Source organism: Variovorax sp. GW822-FHT04E09 (genome assembly GCF_058800845.1).
Genome location: NZ_JBXAMR010000016.1, coordinates 1 through 17,047, shown reverse-complemented (window position 1 = coordinate 17,047; position 17,047 = coordinate 1). Strand labels below are relative to the sequence as shown.

Genomic DNA, 17,047 nt, shown 5'->3' with positions numbered 1-17,047 from the left:
AAAGAGATTCACCACACCATGACAGGACCTGCAGCAGACCCGACCGAGACCGCGCACGCCCGCGTGCGGCGCTGGCATCGCCTGCGCCGCGCCTTCGCGCTCGCGAGCCTGGTGCTGCTCGCCGTGCCGGCCGCCGCGCAAGCGCCCACCGCCGATGCGGCCTTCGAGTGGCACCAGCCCGCGCAGCCGCTGAGCAGCGCGCTGACCGCGCTCGCCGTGCGCACGGGGCTGCTGCTCGGTGTCGATGCCGAGGTCGTGCGCGGCAAGCGCGCGCCCGCGCTGCAGGGCCGCTACACGGCGCGCGAGGCGCTGCTGCAGCTGCTCGAAGGCAGCGGCCTCGAAGCGGTGCGCGGCGCTTCGGGCGGCTACGCGCTGCGCGTCGCGGCGCAGCGCCCGCCGGGCCCGAAGCCGCAGGCCGAAGCACCCGCTGCCGGCGGCGCCCTCACCGAGGTCACGGTCACCGGCGGGCGCGACACCGGCACCGTCACCGAAGGCACCGGCTCCTACACCACCGACGGCGCGATCGGCACCGCGACGCGGCTCGAGCTCTCGTTGCGCGAGACGCCGCAGTCGGTCAGCGTGCTCACGCGCGACCGCCTCGACGACCAGGGCCTGGGCCAGATCAGCGACGTGCTGCGCCAGGCGCCCGGCCTGAGCTTCGTGCAGAGCGGCAACGCCGGCACCGACGCCAACGCCGTCTATGCGCGCGGCTTCGAGGTCGAGAACTACCAGGTCGACGGCATCCCGCAGGCCGGCACCTGGCTGCTGCAGACGGGTGACCTGGCTTTCTACGACCGCGTCGAGGTGGTGCGCGGCGCCACCGGCCTGCTCAACGGCGTGGGCACGCCGGCGGCCACCGTCAACCTCGTGCGCAAGCGCCCCGGCAACGCGCTGCAGGCCAGCGCCTCGTTCAGCGCGGGCACCTGGAACCGGCAGCGCGCCGAGCTCGACATCGGCGGGCCCGTCACCGCCGACGGCCGCGTGCGCGCGCGCGTGGTCGCGGCCGTGCAGGACGGCGACTCGTGGATCGAGCGTCACCACGAGAACAAGCGCCTGTTCTACGGCATCGTCGAAGCCGACCTCGCGCGCAGCACACGCCTGAGCGCCGGCTTCGAGCTGCAACGACACGACAACGACGGCGTGGCGCGCGCCGGCCTGCCGCTGCATTTCAGCGACGGCACCGAGGCCGACTACGGCCGCTCGCGCAGCGCCGCCGCGCGCTGGGCCCACTCGTACCAGGACCAGCGCCAGTATTTCGCCGCGCTCGACCACCGCTTCGACAACGGCTGGGCCGTGCACGCGGCTTTCAACCGCTCGCGCCGCGCCTACGACGACGTCATCGGCTACGCGCTGCGCGGCTACATGGACCGCGCCACGGGGGCGGGGCTCGGCCTGTGGACGAACCGCTGGAACGCGGTGCCGGTGCAGAACGCATTCGACCTGTACGCCAGCGGCCCCTTCGAACTCTTCGGCCGGCGGCATGAGCTGGTGCTGGGCTACAACGCCTCGCGCACGCACAGCGACGCGCCGCTGTACGCGGGCTGGAACGTGGCGGGCTTCGATCCGTGGATCGCGAACTTCAACACCTGGAACGGTGACCTGCCGGCCCAGCCGCAGCAGCCCGTGACCGGCCGCCAGGAAACGGCCACGCGCCAGTCGGGCGCCTATGCCACGGTGCGGCTGCGGCCCACCGACGCGCTCTCGGTCATCGTCGGCGCGCGCGCGAGCGACTGGAAGGACGTGACGCGCACCGTCCCCTTGCAGCGCGCCGCCACCCTCACCACGCGCAGCGAGAAGGGCGTCGTCACGCCATACGCGGGCGTGGTGTTCGACCTCGACAAGCACTGGTCGGCCTACGCCAGCTACACCAGCATCTTCAAGCCGCAGGCCAGCAAGGACCGCAGCGGCACCTACCTCGATCCGCTCGAGGGACACGCCTACGAAGCGGGCGTGAAGGGCGCGTTCCACAACGACCGGCTCAACCTCAGCGCCGCCGTGTTCCAGGTGAAGCAGGACAACCTCGCCGTGCGCCTGGACAACGAATTCGCGCCCGACGGCTCGGCCGCCTACCGCGCCGCCAAGGGCACGACCACGCGCGGCTACGAATTTGAAATTGCCGGCGAACTGCTGCCCGGCTGGCAGGTCGGCGGCGGCTTTGCGCACAGCGTGGCGCGCGACGCGGCCGGCCGGCGCCTGAACACGCAGGTGCCGAAGAACCTGCTGAAGCTCTTCACCAGCTACCGCATCGCCAGCATCGGCAACGGCCTCACGGTGGGCGGCGGCCTGAACTGGCAGAGCGACACCTACAGCACAGGCCTGGGTCCCTCGGGCCATGCGCGCTTCACGCAGCGGGCCTACACCACGCTCGACCTCATGGCGCGCTACCCGATCAACAAGCACCTCGCCGTGTCGGTGGCGCTGAACAACGTCTTCGACACGCGCTACCGCACCAGCACCAGCAGCAGCTTCTACGGCGCCCCGCGCCACCTGCTCGTGACCTTGCGCGGCACCTACTGACGCACCGCGTTTTTTCTCCGCAGCCAGGTCGCTGCCGGTCCCTTCGCGGGCGGGTGCGTCGCTAGCCATCTCTTGCCAACGGGCGTTGCCGACCTCCCGGGTCGGGTCGCCCCCTTTCTTCATGCCATGAACCAGCATTCGTTTTCACGCGCCCGCTTCCGGCGGTCTCCCGTGGCCCTTGTCGCCCTGCTTTGCTGCGGCGTCGTCAGCGCGCAGCAGCAACAACAGCCCGCCGCCAGCGGCGCGGCGCTGTCCGAGGTCACCGTCTCGGGCGACCGCAGCGGTCGCACCGAGGGCAGCCGCTCCTACACCGCCGAGCAGGCCTCCACCGCGACCCGCATGGACCTGTCGATCCGCGAGACGCCGCAGTCGGTGACCGTGATCACGCGCGAGCGCATGGACGACCTGGGCAGCGCCCGCATCGACGACGTGCTGGGCCAGACCACCGGCATCATGGTCGGGCAGGCCGACAGCGAGCGCGTGAACTACTCGGCGCGCGGCTTCTCGATCAACAACTTCCAGATCGACGGCATGCCGCGCGGCCCGAATTCGCCGCTGTCCGACACCGTGCTGTACGACCGCATCGAGGTCATCCGCGGCGCCACCGGCCTCATGGGCGGCACGGGCGACCCGTCGGCCACCATCAACTCGGTGCGCAAGCGCCCCACGCGCGAGTTCCAGGGCAGCGCCTCGCTCAGCTACGGGCGCTGGAACCACAAGCGCGCCGAGGTCGACCTGTCGGTGCCGCTCACCACCGACGGCCGCATCCGCGCGCGCACCGCGCTGGCCTGGCAGGACCGCGACTCGTACATGGACCTGTACCACGAGCGAAAAACCGTGGGCATGGTGATCGTCGAGGCCGACCTCACGCGCTCCACCTTGCTCACCGCCGGCATCGACTTCCAGGACAACAAGCCCACGGGCGCGACCTGGGGCGCCATTCCGTACTGGAACCACGACGGTTCGCTCGCCAACCTGCCGCGCAACACCAGCCTGAGCACGCCCTGGAGCACCTGGGCCAACAAGCAGCACACGACCTTCGTCTCGCTGCAGCACCGCTTCGACAACGACTGGAAGGTGCACCTGGGCTATGCGCGCACCACCAGCGCCAACAACACCACCGTGGCCTACGGCGGCGCCGGCTACCCCAACCGCTTCACGGGCCAGGGCATGTCGCTGTGGACCGGCAACTACGGCGAAGGCAAGTACGTCAACGACAACTTCGACCTCTATGCCACCGGCCCCTTCAACCTGTTCGGGCGGCGTCACACCTTCATCGCCGGATGGAACGGCGGCAACCAGACCTACACGTCGCCGGGCGGCCGCTCGATCGTGCCGTATTCGGCGTCGATTCCCGACTACCGCACGTGGACCGGCAACATCCCGCGCCCGATCTTCCTGGCCGACGGCTCCAAGACCGTGGGCTTCACGCAGCTCAACGGCGGCTACGTGGCGGGCCGCTTCAGCCTCACCGACCCGCTGAGCGTGATCGTCGGCGCGCGCGTGAGCAACTACCGCAGATACACGCACGCCTACAACACGGCGTTGCAGTACACGCGCACCACGGGCAAGTCGGAAGCGAAGGACGAGGTCACGCCGTATGTCGGCCTGGTCTACGACCTGGACAAGCGCCACTCGCTGTATGCCAGCTACACCACGCTGTTCAACCCGCAAAGCTCGAAGGACCGCAACGACCAGTACCTCGCGCCCGAGACCGGCACCAGCGCCGAGCTGGGGGTGAAGGGCGAGTACTTCGGCGGTGCGCTCAATGCGTCGGCGGCCGTGTTCCAGGTCAAGAAGAAGAACCTCGCCGAGCTCGACCGCAGCGTGCCCGCCGGCTTCCGGCTGCCCGACGGCGGCCAGGCCTACGTGGCCAGCGGCGACGGCGTAACGGCGCGCGGCCTCGAGTTCGACGTGTCGGGCCAGATCACGCCCGATTGGAACGTGGCCGCCGGCTACACGTACCTCGATGCCAAGACCGCCAAGGGCGCGCGTGCCGTGCCCAACCAGCCCAGGCACCTGCTGCGCCTGTCGACCGCCTACCGCTTCAGTGGCGCCTGGCGCGGCCTGAAGGTCGGCGGCGACATGACGGCGCAAAGCGGCATCTACGGCGAGTCGTGGTATGGGCAGCCGCCGCTGTTCAGCATGAAGGACCCGCTGCCGCGCATCTCGCAGAAGGCGTACGCGGTCTTCAGCCTCATGGCCAGCTACGAGATCAACAAGAACGTCACGGCGCAGCTGAACATCCGCAACGTCTTCGACAAGAAGTACTACCGCAACGTGGGCTTCTACGACAGCGTGTTCTGGGGCGAGCCGCGCAACGTGAGCCTGACCCTGCGCGCCAAGTTCTGAACAAGCCGTCTCCCATTCCGTCTCAACCATGCCATCACTACCACCTGGAGCATCGACCATGAAGAAACCCCTGTTCTCCCTTGCCACCCTCGCGGCGGCCGCGTTCGTTTTCTCGGGCGCCGCGCACGCCCACTTCGTCTGGCTCGAACCCGCCGCAGGCGGCGAGGCCAAGGCCTACTTCGGCGAATGGGCCGACGACCTGCGCGAGACCGAGGCCGGCCACCTGAAGCTGGTCAGCGCGCCGCGCGGCATCGCCGCCGACGGCAAGCAGACGCCCGCCACGCGCCATGCCGACCACTTCGTGGTCAAGGCCGACGCCAGCGGCGACGCGCGCCTCGTGGGCGCCTACGTCAGCGACAAGGGCGTGGCGAGCCTCTACCAGGCGCGCACCGGTCGCACCGAAACCGTCGCGCGCCACACGCTCGAGCTCGTGCCGCAGGCCGCCAACAGCAACAGCTTCACGCTGCTGCTGGCGGGCAAGCCGCTGCCCAAGGCCGAGGTGGTCGTGTTCGGCCCGCCCAAGTGGGAGAAGAAGTTCACCACCGACGACGCCGGCCAGGTCACGCTGCAGACGCCCTGGCCCGGCCAGTACGTGGTCGAGGTGAACCACACCGACAAGGACGGCAAGGGCACCTGGGACGGCAAGCCCTACACGCAGACGCGCCACGTCGCCACGCTGAGCTTCGTCGTCCGGTGAGGGTGGGGCTTCCGGCGCGGGGGTGCTGCCCATGAGCACCTTCGCGCTGGTGTGCGCCCTGTTCGCGTCCGCGCTCGGCGGCTTCGTCACGCTGAGCCTGGCGATGGACCGGCATTACGAAGACGCCCACGGGCGCGGCCGCACGCCGGGCCCGTCGCGGCCCTGGCAGCAGCTGGGCGGGGCGGCGCTGCTGGGGCTGTCGCTGGTCGCCGCGCTGCGCCTGCGCGGGCCGGCCATGGGCTGGGTGCTGTGGCTGGGCGCCCTCACGGCCGCCGCGCTCGTGGTGGTCGGCCTCGTGAGCTACCGGCCCGGCTGGGCGCGGCGCGTCGGCGCCGTGGCCTCTGTGCTGGGCGTCGCCACGGCGGCGGCGTACGGGCTGCTCCTGCTTCCATAGCAGGGCGCCCGAAGGGTGCGCGCGGGCTGTCGCCTGCGCTACGCGCGGGGTCTTGGCCCGCGACTACGATGCGGCTGCGTCGCCGATGCCCGGCACATTCACCCATCAAGGAGACACCATGAGCAGCGCCCTCACCAACCACCAGGTCCGTCTTGCCAAGCGCCCCGAGGGCACGGCCACGCGCGAGCACTGGCGCTTCAGCACCGAGCCCGTGGCCCAGCCCGACGAGGGCGGCGTGCTGGTCAAGACGCTGTCGCTGTCGCTCGACCCCGCCATGCGCGGCTGGCTCAACGACGCCAAGAGCTACATCCCGCCCGTGGCCATCGACGAGGTGATGCGCGCCGGCGGCATCGGCCGCGTGGTGGCCTCGAAGAACCCGCAGTTCGCCGTGGGCGACACCGTGTACGGCACGCTCGGCGTACAGGAATACATGCTGATCCCGCAGGACCAGATCAAGCGCAACGGCCTCGTGAAGGTCGACCTGCGCGTGGGCACCATCACCCAGTGGCTCAACGTGCTGGGCATGCCCGGCATGACCGGCTACTTCGGCCTGATGGACGTGGGCATGCCCCAGGCCGGCGAAACCGTCGTCGTCTCGGGCGCGGCCGGCGCCGTGGGCCAGACCGTGGGCCAGTTGGCCAAGATCAAGGGCTGCCGCGTGGTCGGCATCGCCGGCGGCGCCGCCAAGTGCGACTGGGTGGTGAAGGAGCTGGGCTTCGACGCCTGCATCGACTACAAGGCCGGCGCGGGCGCCGTGCGCGAAGGCCTCAAGACCCACTGCCCCAAGGGCGTGGACATCTACTTCGACAACGTCGGCGGCGACATCCTGGACGCCGTGCTGGCACGCCTGGCGCGCAAGGCCCGCGTGATCATCTGCGGCGCCATCAGCCAGTACAACAACGCCAACAGCATGCCGGCCGCCGGCCCGAAGAACTACCTGAGCCTGCTGGTGAACCGCGCGCGCATGGAAGGCATCGTGGTGTTCGACTACGCCGACCGTTACCCGATCGCGATCGCCGAGATGGCCGGCTACCTGAAGGACGGCCGCATGAAGAGCAAGGAAGACGTCGTGAAGGGCCTCGACACCTTCCCCGAGTCGCTGAACAAGCTGTTCGCGGGGGAGAACTTCGGCAAGCTCGTACTTCAAGTCGCCGAGGAGTAACAAAAAAGGGGCGCCTCGGCGCCCCGGACCTCAATCGTCCAGGTTGGGCCGCATCGGAATGTCGCCCATCGCATCGTCCTCGCGCAGGCCGCGCGCGGCCTTCAGCAGTTCGATCGAGAGGCCGTCGCCGTGGCCTGCGAAGCCCTGGGCGATGCCTTCGAGCACGGTCGACAGGTTGGTGTCGCCGTCGGTGCGGGCGTCCATGCTGATGTTCAGGACCCGTGCCGCCATCTGCCGGTAGGTGACGGCGCCCGCGCCCTCCAGCGCGGCCACCAGGTCGAGGTACAGCGCCAGGTTCATGTCGAACACCAGCTTGGGCGTGATCTCGAAATCCTCGGTCTTGTTGTTCTTCTGATCCATGGGGGTGACTCCTTTTTCCTGAGCCTCCACTCTAGCCACAAAAAACGACAAGCTCTGTCGGGCATCGCCCTGATTTGTCTCATTTCGCACGCGTGCCCATCACGGCGGCCGAGATGATCAGCGCCGCCGCCAGCGCGATGCTGGCCGTGAGCGCCCGGCCGGTCACGGCCAGCAGCAGCGCGGTGGAGGCCAGCGGCGTGAGGTAGCTCAGGATGCCGATCTGCCGCGCGTCGCCGCGCTTGAGCGCCATGTCCCACACGAAGAAGGCCGCGCCCAGCGGGCCCAGGCCGCACAGCGCGACCAGCAGCCCGTCCTTCGCCGACAGCGCCACCGACGGCTCCAGCAGCGCATGGCAGGCCAGCGAGAGCGCACCCGACACCAGCCCGAACAGGCCGATGGCCGAGGTCGGGAAGGGCGTGACGCGCTGCGTCCACAGCGAGTAGCTGGCCCAGATGAAGGCCGAGCCGGCCGCCGGCAGGAAGCCCCAGTACGTGGCGGGCGCGCCGGGAAGTGCTGCGCTGCCGTTGCGCGCACCGAGGATCGCGATGGCCGCGCCCGCAAAGCCCAGCAGCGCCGCCACCACGTGCAGCGGGCGCAGCGACACGCCCGGCAGCAGCACCGGCGCCAGTACCACCATCAGCAGCGGCCAGAGGTAGTTCACGAGGTTGGCCTCGACCGGCGGCGCATGTCGCAGCGCGATGAACAGCAGGAAGTGAAAGCCGAAGAGCCCGTACACCCCGAGCGCCAGCGTGCGCGGCGGCACGCGCCAGGCGCGGCGGTCGCGCAGCACCAGCGGCCAGCTCGGCACGCTGCCGACGATCAGCGCCAGCCCGGTCAGCAGGAAGGGCGGCAGGTGCGACAGCGCGGTGCCGAAGGTGGCGAGCGTGGCCCACAGCGCGATGGCGAGCAGGGCGTAGAAGGTGGCGGGCATGGCGGTCGAGGCTACGCCCAGCACTCGTCGCGGCCCGACGGTGCGTCGTCGCGCAACGACGGTGTCAGCGGCGCAGCGCGGCCGTGAGCGCCGACGGCGACCGGTAGCCCGTGCGGCGCGCCGTCTCGGCCACGCTCAGGCCTTCGAGCCGCAGTTCGCGCGCGTGGGCCAGCCGCAGCGTGCGCAGCCACAGCATCGCGCTGCGGCCCTGTTCCTCGCGGCAGCGCTGCGCGAACTGGCTGGGGCTCAGGCAGGCGACCTCGGCCAGGTCGGCCACGCCCAGCGGCCGGTGCCAGTTCGCCTGCGCCCAGGCCGCGAGGGCCGGCCAGTCGATGCGGCGGCGGCGCGTGTCGGCGACCGACGGGGCGACGGCGCCCCAGGCCTCGAGCAGCAGTGCGGGGCCGTGCTGCAGGGCGAGCGCTGCGTGCTGCGGCTGCTGCAGGCAGTGCGCGAGGTAGCGGGCCAGCGCGTGCAGCCGGGGCGCATCGGCCGGCGGCTGTTCGACGCAACGCGCCCACGGGGCATGCGGGGTGTCGAGCACGAGGCAGACGCTGCCGCCGCGCCGGGCCTCGAAGTCGTGCCGGTCGCCGGGCGCGACCACCTGGGCCTGGCCCGTGCCGATGCCCGAACCGCGGCCTTCGACTTCGATCTCGAGCACGCCGTCGAGCCCGAGCAGCACCTGGAAGTGGTCGTGCGCGTGGCTGCCGCGCGATGGCGTGTAGTCGCGCAGCGAGAGGACAGGGGCGGGCGTGTGCATGGCGGAACCGATTGTCCGCGCCGCCCCGCCGCCTGTCATCACCCCAGCCGCAGCAGCAGCGCCGAGGCCGCGCACACCAGCAGGAACGGAATGCTGATGCGGTGGAACTCGCGCAGCCCGTGCGGCAGCTTGGCCAGCCGCAGCGCGATGAGGTTGGCCAGCGAGCCCAGCACGCAGCCGAAGCCGCCCACGCTCACGCCGGCCGCCAGCGCGGGCAGGTCGTGCACGTAGCGGTCGAGCAGGATCGCCGCCGGCACGTTGCTGATGACCTGCGAAGCGGCAATGGCCGCCAGGTAGGCGCGCCAGCCCTCGCCGATGGGCCAGTGGCCCAGCAGCGCCGCGATGGCGGGCAGCTCGGCGGCCTGGCGCAGGTCGACGAACATCAGCGCGATGATGGCCAGCAAGGCCCAGTCGATGCCGCGCAGCACGCGCGGGTAGGTGAGCAGCAGCACGCCGAACACCGCGCCCAGGCCGGGCAGCAGCCAGTGGCGGTCGAGCGCGACCACGAAGCCGACGAACAGCACGCCGGCCAGCGCCAGCAGGCGCGGCTGCACGGGCGCGGCCTCGGTCTCCTCGCGCAGCGCGATCGGCGTGCGCGGCACCAGCCACCACACGGCCACGAAGAGCCAGAACAGCATGATCGCCACGGTCGGACCCATCATGGCCATGAAGCCGAAGAAGCTCTCGCCCGAGCGGTGCCACAGGTACAGGTTCTGCGGATTGCCGATGGGCGTGAGCGCCGAGCCCGCGTTCACGGCCAGCGCCTGCAGCACCACCAACCGCGCCAGCGGCAGGTGCGCCTGCACGGCCAGCACGCGCGTGAGCGGCACCAGCAGGAACAGGCTCACGTCGTTGGTCACCAGCGCCGACAGCAGCGCGGCCGTGGCCGTGAGCGCCATCGCCAGCCCGCGCTGGCTGTGCGTGTGCGCCAGCAGGCGCCGCGCGGCGGCCTGCAGCATGCCGCTCTTCTCCACGCCCTGCGTGATGGCGAGCAGGCCTGCGAGCGCGCCCACCGTTTGCCAGTCGACCAGCCGCAGCCAGTCCATCGGCGCGCGCGGACGCACGAAGGCGAACACGATCGCGACGGCCACGAGCACCCACAGCAGGCCGTTGCCGCCGCCGTGTTCGGGCGGCGCGGCATTGTCAGCAACCGGCGATGCGCTCACTCAGGCACTCAGGTCGCGCAGCTCGCGCTTGAGCACCTTGCCGATCGCGCTGCGCGGCAGCTCGTCGATGAAGCGCAGGCGCGCCAGCCGCTGGGTCTTGCCGACCTGCGCGTTGGCCCACTGCAGCAGCGCCTCTTCGGTGGTGGCGTCGCCCTCGCGGCGCACCACGAAGGCCACGGGCGTCTCGCCCCACTGCTCAGACGGAATGCCGACCACCGCCACGTCGGCCACCGCCGCATGGCCGCGCAGCACGCCTTCGAGGTCGCTGGGGTAGATGTTGAAGCCGCCGCTGATGATCATGTCCTTCTTGCGGTCGAACAGCGTGAGGAAGCCGTCGGCGTCGAAGCGGCCCACGTCGCCGGTGCGGATGAAGCGCTTGCCGGTGGCGTCGAACCACTCGGCCTCGCGCGTCTTCGCGGGCTGGCGGTGGTAGCCGGTCATCATGCCGGCCGAGTGGCCGACCACCTCGCCGGCCACCTCGGTGTCGCCGCGCGGCAGCTCGTTGCCTTCCTCGTCGATCAGGCGGATGTCGCTGCCCGGCGCGGGCTGGCCCACGGTGTGCAGCTTGGTCGGGTTCAGGTGCGCCTCCAGGATGCAGGTGCCGCCGCCTTCGGTCATGCCGTAGAACTCGACCAGCCCGCCGGGCCAGCGCTTGAGCACGTCGGCCTTGAGCGCCGCGTTGAAGGGCGCGCTGGTGCTGAACTTGTGGCGGAAGGTCGACAGGTCGTGCGCGTCGAAGCGCGGGTGCGCCATCAGGCGCTGGTACTGCACCGGCACGAGCATGGTGTGCGTCACGCGGTGCTTCTCGGCCAGCTGCAGGTAGCCCAGCGCGTCGAACTTGGGCATCAGCACCACGCAGCCACCGAAGGCGAGGGTGGGGAAGAACACGACCAGCGTGGTGTTGGAGTACAGCGGCGTCGACAGCAGCGTGACCGTCTCGGGCCCGTACTCGTACTTGGCGCCGCGCTGGATGTGCGACCAGCGCATGCCGTGGCCCTGCACGATGCCCTTGGGCTCGCCGGTGGTGCCCGACGAATAGATGATGTTGAAGGCCCAGTCGGGTTGCACCTCGACGGGTTCCGGCTTCGTGCCGGGCGCCGCGAGCCAGTCGTCGAGCGCGCGGCCGACGTTGGAGCCGTCGAGCGCGATGTGCGGCAGGCCCGTGGCCTGCGCGGCGCCGACCACTTCGGCGGCCGAGGCGTCGGTGAACAGCAGGCGCGCGTCGGCGTCGGTGATCATGCGCGCCAGGCTGGCGGGCGCCGAGCCGGGGGCCAGCGGGGCCACCGCCACGCCTGCGCGCAGTGCGCCCAGGAACACGGCGGCGTAGGGCACCGACGAGGCGGCGCAGACGGCGATGGCGTCGCCCGCGCGCAGGCCGTCGCGCTGCAGGGCGGCGGCGATGCGGTCCATGAGCGCGTCGAGCGCGCGGTAGTCCAGCGTCTGCTGGGCATCGGCCAGCGCGGGGCGCTCGGGGGTGTGCTGGGCGTGGAGGCGGACCAGGTCGGCAAGGGTGCCGAAGTCGCGCGCGGCGGCGTCCTGGAGGGCGGGGTGCAAGTTCAAGGTCGATCCTTCGTCTGAGGCCAGACGGCAGGATAGCGAAGAAGCCCGCCGCGGGGTGTGCCGCCCGCGACGAAACCCTGCTCAGTCGGCCGTGTCGTCGCCCTGCTGCGCCACCTCGAACAGCGCGCGGATCAGCGGCCGGTCCTTGCGCACCGCCAGGCAGCACAGCGAGTAGCTGATCGACAGCTCGTCGTCATCGATTTCCACCATCTTCAGGCCGGGCAGCGGAATGCACTCGATCTGCGTCACGAAGCCCACGCCCATGCCGTTGGCCACGGCGTGCAGGATGGCCTCGCGGCTGTTGATCTCCATCACGCAATTCATCTGCACGCCCTGCTGCGCACAGGCGCGTTCCACGCGGTGGCGCGTCTTGGAGCCGGGCTCGCGCAGGATCACCGGCTCGCCCGCGATGTCGCGCGTGGCGATGGTGCGCTTGCGGGCCCACGGGTGCTTCGCGGGCACCACGGCCACGATGCGCTCCACGCGGTACGGCACCTGGTGCAGGCCTTCGATCTCGGGCGGCTCCACGAGGATGCCGACGTCGATGTCGAAGTCCTGCAGCCCGCCGAGCGTGGAAGCCTCGGAGCCGATCGACACCGTCAGGTCGAGCCCGGCGTGGCTGCGCTTGAAGCTGCGCGCCAGCTCCAGCGCAATGGGCGGCGACACCGCGCCCACGCGCACCAGCCCCGTGCGCAGCTTGTGGGCACGCTGCAGGAACTGCATCGCCTCTTCCTCCTGCCCGAACAGGCCCTGCGTGATCGCATACAGCTGCTCGCCCGCGGCCGTGAGCCGCACGGCGCGCCCGCTGCGCAGGAACAGCTCGACGTTGAAGCGCTCTTCCAGCGCCTTGACCTGGTCGGTCACGGTGGGCTGGCCGATGTGCAGGTAGCGCGCGGCCGTGGTGAAGCCGCCGGTCTTGGCGACGGCGTGGAAGCAGCGGATCCACTTGTAGTACTGGTGAAACATGGGTCGATCGTGAGGGGCGTGCGCCGAGCCTCCCTCAGATGCGGCGCCGGCGCCTATGCAGGCTTTCCCGAAGGCATCCATCGGTTTTGGACCGAGTGCACGCGCGAAATGCGATTGGACGCCCCGGTGCGCCGCTTCGACACTGCGGCCCAGACAGAAACCGGAGACAAAAAACATGCCCCACGCCTACCGCAACCCCGTGTCCATTCATTCCGGGCGAGGCAGCCTCGCACGGCTGCCCGCGCTCCTGGCGGGCCGCCGCGTCGCGCTCGTCACCTTCCCCGAGGCCCGCGGGCTGGGCCTGGTCGATCGCCTGCAGGCGCTGCTGGGCGACGCGCTCGTCACCGTGATCGACGACGTGCGTCCCAACCCCGACGTCGCCCACCTGCGCGACCTGTACAACCGCTTCTGGCAATCGGACGCGCCCTGCGACGCCATCGTGGCGGTCGGCGGCGGCAGCGCCATCGACACGGCCAAGGCGCTGATGGTGGGCACGGCCAACGGGCAGTTCGACGAGCTCGTTGCGCTGCTGGCCACCGGCAAGCCTTTCGTGCCCGCCAGCGTCAAGCCGCTGATCGCCGTGCCGACCACCGCCGGCACCGGCAGCGAGGTGACGCCCTGGGCCACCATCTGGGACGCCGGCAACCAGAAGAAATACTCGCTGCACCTGGACGCCACCTGGCCCGAGGCCGCCATCGTCGACCCCGAGCTCATGCTCTCGGTGCCGGCGGGCACCACCGTCTCGACGGGGCTCGATGCGCTGTCGCACGCGCTCGAAGCGATCTGGAACGTGAATGCCAACCCGGTCTCCGACACCTTCGCCGTCTCGGCCGTGCGCGACATCTTCGACTGCCTGCCGGCACTGCTGAAAGACCTGGGCAACCTCGACCTGCGCGAGCGCATGGCGCTGGCCGCGCTGAAGGCCGGCATGGCGTTCTCCAACACCAAGACGGCACTGGCGCATTCCATCTCCTACGAGATGACGCTGCGCCATGGCCTGGCCCACGGCATCGCGTGCTCGTTCACGCTGCCCCTCGTGCTGGAGAAAGCCTGGGCTCGCTCGCCCGACCGCGACCGGACGCTGCAGCTGCTGTTCGGCGCCGACCTGGCGACCGCCACGCAGCGACTGCGGGCTTTCCTGCAGGGGCTTGGCGTGAAGACCGAGTTTGCCGACTATGGCGTGGCGGACAGCGAAGCGGCGGCCATGATCGCGCGCGCCATGGACGGGGCGCGCGGCAAGAACTTCATCGGCGCGGCGGCGTTGGCCTGACAGGCAGGGACTGCGCAGCGAGAAAAGACAGAGACAGCCAGACAAGACAGCCAGACAAGACAGACAGCATGCCGGCCATCGAGCCGGCCCCACGGGCCCCACGCCCGTCAAGACAAGGAGACATACCATGCAAGCGGCCAATCCCATCCTGCAGGCGGGCACCTACGCACGCCCCCTCGACAATTCGTTCCGCAAGGCGCAGTGGCGGATGCTGCTGGCGGCCATGTTCTGTTACTTCTTCTTCTACACGGGGCGCCAGACCTTCGGCTTCGCCATCCCGGGCATCCAGAAGGAGTTCGGCCTCTCGAAGGAAATGCTCGGCTGGGCCTCGACCTCGCTGCTGTGGTGCTATGCCGTCGGGCAGGCCATCAACGGCAACCTGGGCGACAAGTTCGGCGGACGCCGCGTGATGACCGCCGGCGCCATCCTCTCGTGCGCCGCCAACTGGGTTGTGAGCTTCGCGGTCGGCTTCAAGAGCCTGGCGATTCCTTGGGGCATCAACGGCTACTTCCAGGCCCTGGGCTGGGCGCCGGGCAGCCGGCTGCTGTCGAACTGGTGGGGCGCGGGCGAGCGCGGCAAGGTCTACGGCTTCTACGTGTTCGCCGCCGGCTGCGCCTCGGTGCTGTCGTTCGTGACCTCGATCATCGTCGTCAACGTGCTGCACCTGGACTGGCGCTGGATCTTCCGGCTCCCCGTGCTGCTGATGCTGGTGGGCGGCATTGCCTTCTATCTGATCGCCCGTGAGCGGCCGGAAGACCTGGGCTTCAAGTCGCCCGACACCGGCGTGGCCAACAACAACCCGCAGGAAGCCGAGAAGGCCGGCGTGGCCGACGGCGAGCCGCAGGAAAGCTCCTGGTCGCGCTACAAGGCCGTGCTCAGCAACCCCAAGCTGATGATCGCCGCGCTGGCCATCGGCTTCCAGAACGCCGCACGCTACGGCCTCATCGTCTGGGTGCCCGTGCACTTCCTGGGCAAGGACTGGGCCAAGGCCGCCGACGGCATGATCGACCCGGCCTGGATCTCGGTGGCGCTGCCCGTGGGCATGGCCTTCGGCGCGCTCACCAACGGCTGGATCTCCGACAAGGTGTTCGGCTCCAAGCGCTACAAGGCCATCGTGCTGTACATGCTGCTGGGCGCCATCGCCTCGATGGGCATGTACCTGCTGCCCACCAGCATCCTCGGCCTGGGGCTGCTGTTCCTGGCGGGCTTCTTCGTCTACGGCCCGGCCTCTTCGTTCTGGGCCCTGTGCCCCGACCTCGTGGGCGCCAAGCGCGCTGGCACCGCCACCGGTGTCATGAACTTCTTCTCGTACCTGCTGGCCGGCCTGGGCGAACCGCTGATCGGCCGGATGCTGGACCACTCGGGCAGCACCTCGGTGGTGTTCCCCATCGTCGCGGCCAGCTGCCTCATCAGTGCCTTCATCGCGCTGTTCATCCGCCGCTGAAGCCCGCGCACCGACACACCCAACTTGCCAAGGAGCATCTCTTCATGAAATCCGATCGACTCGAAGTGAACGGCCGCAGCTACCGCTGGATGGTCCGCCCGGTGGTCGTCGTCTGCGTCGACGGCTGCGAGCCCGCGTACCTCGACGCGGCCATTGCCGCCGGCGTGGCACCGTACCTCGAGGCCATGCGCAAGGGCGGCGCCGACCTGCTCGCCGACTGCGTCGTGCCCTCGTTCACCAACCCCAACAACCTGTCGATCGTGACCGGCGCGCCGCCGGCCGTGCACGGCATCTGCGGCAACTACTTCTTCGACCGCGAGCTGGGCCAGGAAGTGATGATGAACGACCCCAAGTACCTGCGCGCCGGCACCGTGCTCGCGGCCTTTGCCGATGCGGGCGCCAAGCTGGCGGTGGTCACGGCCAAGGACAAGCTGCGCAAGCTGCTGGGCCACAAGATGAAGGGCATCTGCTTCTCGTCCGAGAAGTCGGACCAGGTGACGATGGAAGAGAACGGCATCGACAACGTGCTCGACATGGTCGGCATGCCGGTGCCTTCGGTGTACAGCGCGGAGCTGTCGGAGTTCGTGTTCGCCGCCGGCGTGAAGCTCATGGAGTCGCGCCGCCCCGACCTGATGTACCTGTCGACCACCGACTACGTGCAGCACAAGGCCGCACCGGGCAGCCCCGCGGCGAACGCCTTCTATCAAATGATGGACGGCTACTTGGCACAGCTGGATGCACTCGGCGCCACCATCGTGCTCACGGCCGACCACGGCATGAACGACAAGCACGGCGCCGACGGTTCGCCGAACGTGATCTACCTGCAGGACGTGCTCGACGGCTGGTACGGCCCCGACCGCGCGCGCGTGATCCTGCCGATCACCGATCCGTACGTGGTGCACCACGGCGCGCTCGGCTCGTTCGCCACCGTGTACGTGCCCAGCGAAGACGAGGTGCCCGGCTGGATCGACCGCATCCAGCGCATCCCCGGCATGCAGCTCGTGCTCTCGCGCAAGGAGGCCGCGCAGCGCTTCGAGTTGCCGCCCGATCGCATCGGCGACATCGTGGTGGTGAGCGAGCAAAGCAGCGTCATCGGCACCTCGGCCACGCGCCACGACCTCACGGCGCTCGAAGTGCCGCTGCGCTCGCACGGCGGCGTGTCGGAGCAGAAGGTGCCGCTGATCTGCAACCGCCCCGTCGCGGGCGTGGCGAGCACGCGCCGGCTGCGCAACTTCGACGCGCTCGACCTCGCACTGAACCACGCCCAAGGCCCACTGGTGGCCGCCGCCTGAACTTATTTGACGGAGCATTCCATGAGCAAGTCTGACCATGCCGCCCTGAAGCCCGGCACCGTGTACCGCGAAGCCCTGCGCATCGCGGGTGAGAAAGTCCATCGCGACCGCACCATCGAGGTCACCTACCCGTACACCGGCGAGGTGATCGCCACCGTGCCCAAGGCCACGCTGGACGA

At 70.1% G+C, this 17,047-nt stretch carries 14 protein-coding genes; 8 read left to right on the top strand and 6 right to left on the bottom strand.

The window, feature by feature from the left end:
- The first annotated feature begins 18 nt into the window (after positions 1–18).
- The 5 genes from AC1RL8_RS30850 (at position 19) to AC1RL8_RS30830 (ending at position 7,122) form a co-directional block, all read left to right on the top strand.
- Positions 19–2,517 (top strand): TonB-dependent siderophore receptor, encoded by a 2,499-nt coding sequence (locus tag AC1RL8_RS30850; protein WP_492687394.1) that lies wholly within the window; start codon positions 19–21, stop codon positions 2,515–2,517.
- Positions 2,518–2,688: 171 nt separating this feature from the next.
- A complete protein-coding gene (locus tag AC1RL8_RS30845; protein ID WP_492687393.1) occupies positions 2,689–4,869 on the top strand; it encodes a TonB-dependent siderophore receptor in 2,181 nt (726 codons plus the stop codon).
- A gap of 58 nt (positions 4,870–4,927) precedes the next feature.
- Entirely contained in the window at positions 4,928–5,566 is a 639-nt protein-coding gene (locus AC1RL8_RS30840; protein ID WP_307588223.1) for a DUF4198 domain-containing protein, read from the top strand.
- Positions 5,567–5,597: 31 nt separating this feature from the next.
- Entirely contained in the window at positions 5,598–5,960 is a 363-nt protein-coding gene (locus AC1RL8_RS30835) for a DUF3325 domain-containing protein (RefSeq protein ID WP_447747628.1), read from the top strand.
- Between the two features lie 118 nt (positions 5,961–6,078).
- Positions 6,079–7,122, top strand: coding sequence for an NADP-dependent oxidoreductase (locus AC1RL8_RS30830; protein ID WP_062482728.1), 1,044 nt, complete (start codon positions 6,079–6,081; stop codon positions 7,120–7,122).
- Positions 7,123–7,152: 30 nt separating this feature from the next.
- Here AC1RL8_RS30830 and AC1RL8_RS30825 read toward each other — a convergent pair whose 3' ends face one another.
- The 6 genes from AC1RL8_RS30825 to AC1RL8_RS30800 all read right to left on the bottom strand — a co-directional run bounded on the left by AC1RL8_RS30825 (position 7,153) and on the right by AC1RL8_RS30800 (position 12,862).
- Entirely contained in the window at positions 7,153–7,482 is a 330-nt protein-coding gene (locus AC1RL8_RS30825; protein WP_095747028.1) for a hypothetical protein, read from the bottom strand.
- A gap of 79 nt (positions 7,483–7,561) precedes the next feature.
- Positions 7,562–8,413 carry a DMT family transporter gene (locus AC1RL8_RS30820; protein WP_492687392.1) on the bottom strand — a complete coding sequence of 284 codons (852 nt, stop codon included), beginning with the start codon at positions 8,411–8,413 and terminating at the stop codon, positions 7,562–7,564.
- A gap of 64 nt (positions 8,414–8,477) precedes the next feature.
- Positions 8,478–9,170 (bottom strand): helix-turn-helix domain-containing protein, encoded by a 693-nt coding sequence (locus AC1RL8_RS30815; protein ID WP_492687391.1) that lies wholly within the window; start codon positions 9,168–9,170, stop codon positions 8,478–8,480.
- A gap of 38 nt (positions 9,171–9,208) precedes the next feature.
- Positions 9,209–10,336: an SLC13 family permease gene (locus AC1RL8_RS30810; RefSeq protein WP_492687390.1), complete on the bottom strand. Its 1,128-nt coding sequence runs from the start codon at positions 10,334–10,336 to the stop codon at positions 9,209–9,211.
- Entirely contained in the window at positions 10,337–11,890 is a 1,554-nt protein-coding gene (locus tag AC1RL8_RS30805; protein ID WP_492687408.1) for a class I adenylate-forming enzyme family protein, read from the bottom strand.
- Between the two features lie 87 nt (positions 11,891–11,977).
- Complete coding sequence (locus AC1RL8_RS30800; protein WP_492687389.1) at positions 11,978–12,862, bottom strand: LysR substrate-binding domain-containing protein; 885 nt, start codon at positions 12,860–12,862, stop codon at positions 11,978–11,980.
- Between the two features lie 175 nt (positions 12,863–13,037).
- Here AC1RL8_RS30800 and psrA point away from each other — a divergent pair, with 175 nt between their 5' ends.
- The 3 genes from psrA to phnA all read left to right on the top strand — a co-directional run bounded on the left by psrA (position 13,038) and on the right by phnA (position 16,868).
- Entirely contained in the window at positions 13,038–14,132 is a 1,095-nt protein-coding gene (gene psrA / locus AC1RL8_RS30795) for an iron-containing alcohol dehydrogenase PsrA (RefSeq protein ID WP_492687388.1), read from the top strand.
- 127 nt (positions 14,133–14,259) lie between these two features.
- Positions 14,260–15,576 (top strand): MFS transporter, encoded by a 1,317-nt coding sequence (locus tag AC1RL8_RS30790; RefSeq protein WP_095747023.1) that lies wholly within the window; start codon positions 14,260–14,262, stop codon positions 15,574–15,576.
- Positions 15,577–15,620: 44 nt separating this feature from the next.
- Positions 15,621–16,868 carry a phosphonoacetate hydrolase gene (gene phnA, locus AC1RL8_RS30785; protein WP_492687387.1) on the top strand — a complete coding sequence of 416 codons (1,248 nt, stop codon included), beginning with the start codon at positions 15,621–15,623 and terminating at the stop codon, positions 16,866–16,868.
- The last annotated feature ends 179 nt before the right edge of the window (positions 16,869–17,047 follow it).

Bases quoted from the DNA above. Each gene is read 5' to 3' on its own strand.
- AC1RL8_RS30850 (WP_492687394.1), top strand. From the start codon at position 19: ATGACAGGACCTGCAGCAGACCCGACCGAGACCGCGCACGCCCGCGTG.
- AC1RL8_RS30840 (WP_307588223.1), top strand. From the start codon at position 4,928: ATGAAGAAACCCCTGTTCTCCCTTGCCACCCTCGCGGCGGCCGCGTTC.
- AC1RL8_RS30835 (WP_447747628.1), top strand. From the start codon at position 5,598: ATGAGCACCTTCGCGCTGGTGTGCGCCCTGTTCGCGTCCGCGCTCGGC.
- AC1RL8_RS30830 (WP_062482728.1), top strand. From the start codon at position 6,079: ATGAGCAGCGCCCTCACCAACCACCAGGTCCGTCTTGCCAAGCGCCCC.
- AC1RL8_RS30825 (WP_095747028.1), bottom strand. From the start codon at position 7,482: ATGGATCAGAAGAACAACAAGACCGAGGATTTCGAGATCACGCCCAAG.
- AC1RL8_RS30820 (WP_492687392.1), bottom strand. From the start codon at position 8,413: ATGCCCGCCACCTTCTACGCCCTGCTCGCCATCGCGCTGTGGGCCACG.
- AC1RL8_RS30815 (WP_492687391.1), bottom strand. From the start codon at position 9,170: ATGCACACGCCCGCCCCTGTCCTCTCGCTGCGCGACTACACGCCATCG.
- AC1RL8_RS30800 (WP_492687389.1), bottom strand. From the start codon at position 12,862: ATGTTTCACCAGTACTACAAGTGGATCCGCTGCTTCCACGCCGTCGCC.
- psrA (WP_492687388.1), top strand. From the start codon at position 13,038: ATGCCCCACGCCTACCGCAACCCCGTGTCCATTCATTCCGGGCGAGGC.
- AC1RL8_RS30790 (WP_095747023.1), top strand. From the start codon at position 14,260: ATGCAAGCGGCCAATCCCATCCTGCAGGCGGGCACCTACGCACGCCCC.
- phnA (WP_492687387.1), top strand. From the start codon at position 15,621: ATGAAATCCGATCGACTCGAAGTGAACGGCCGCAGCTACCGCTGGATG.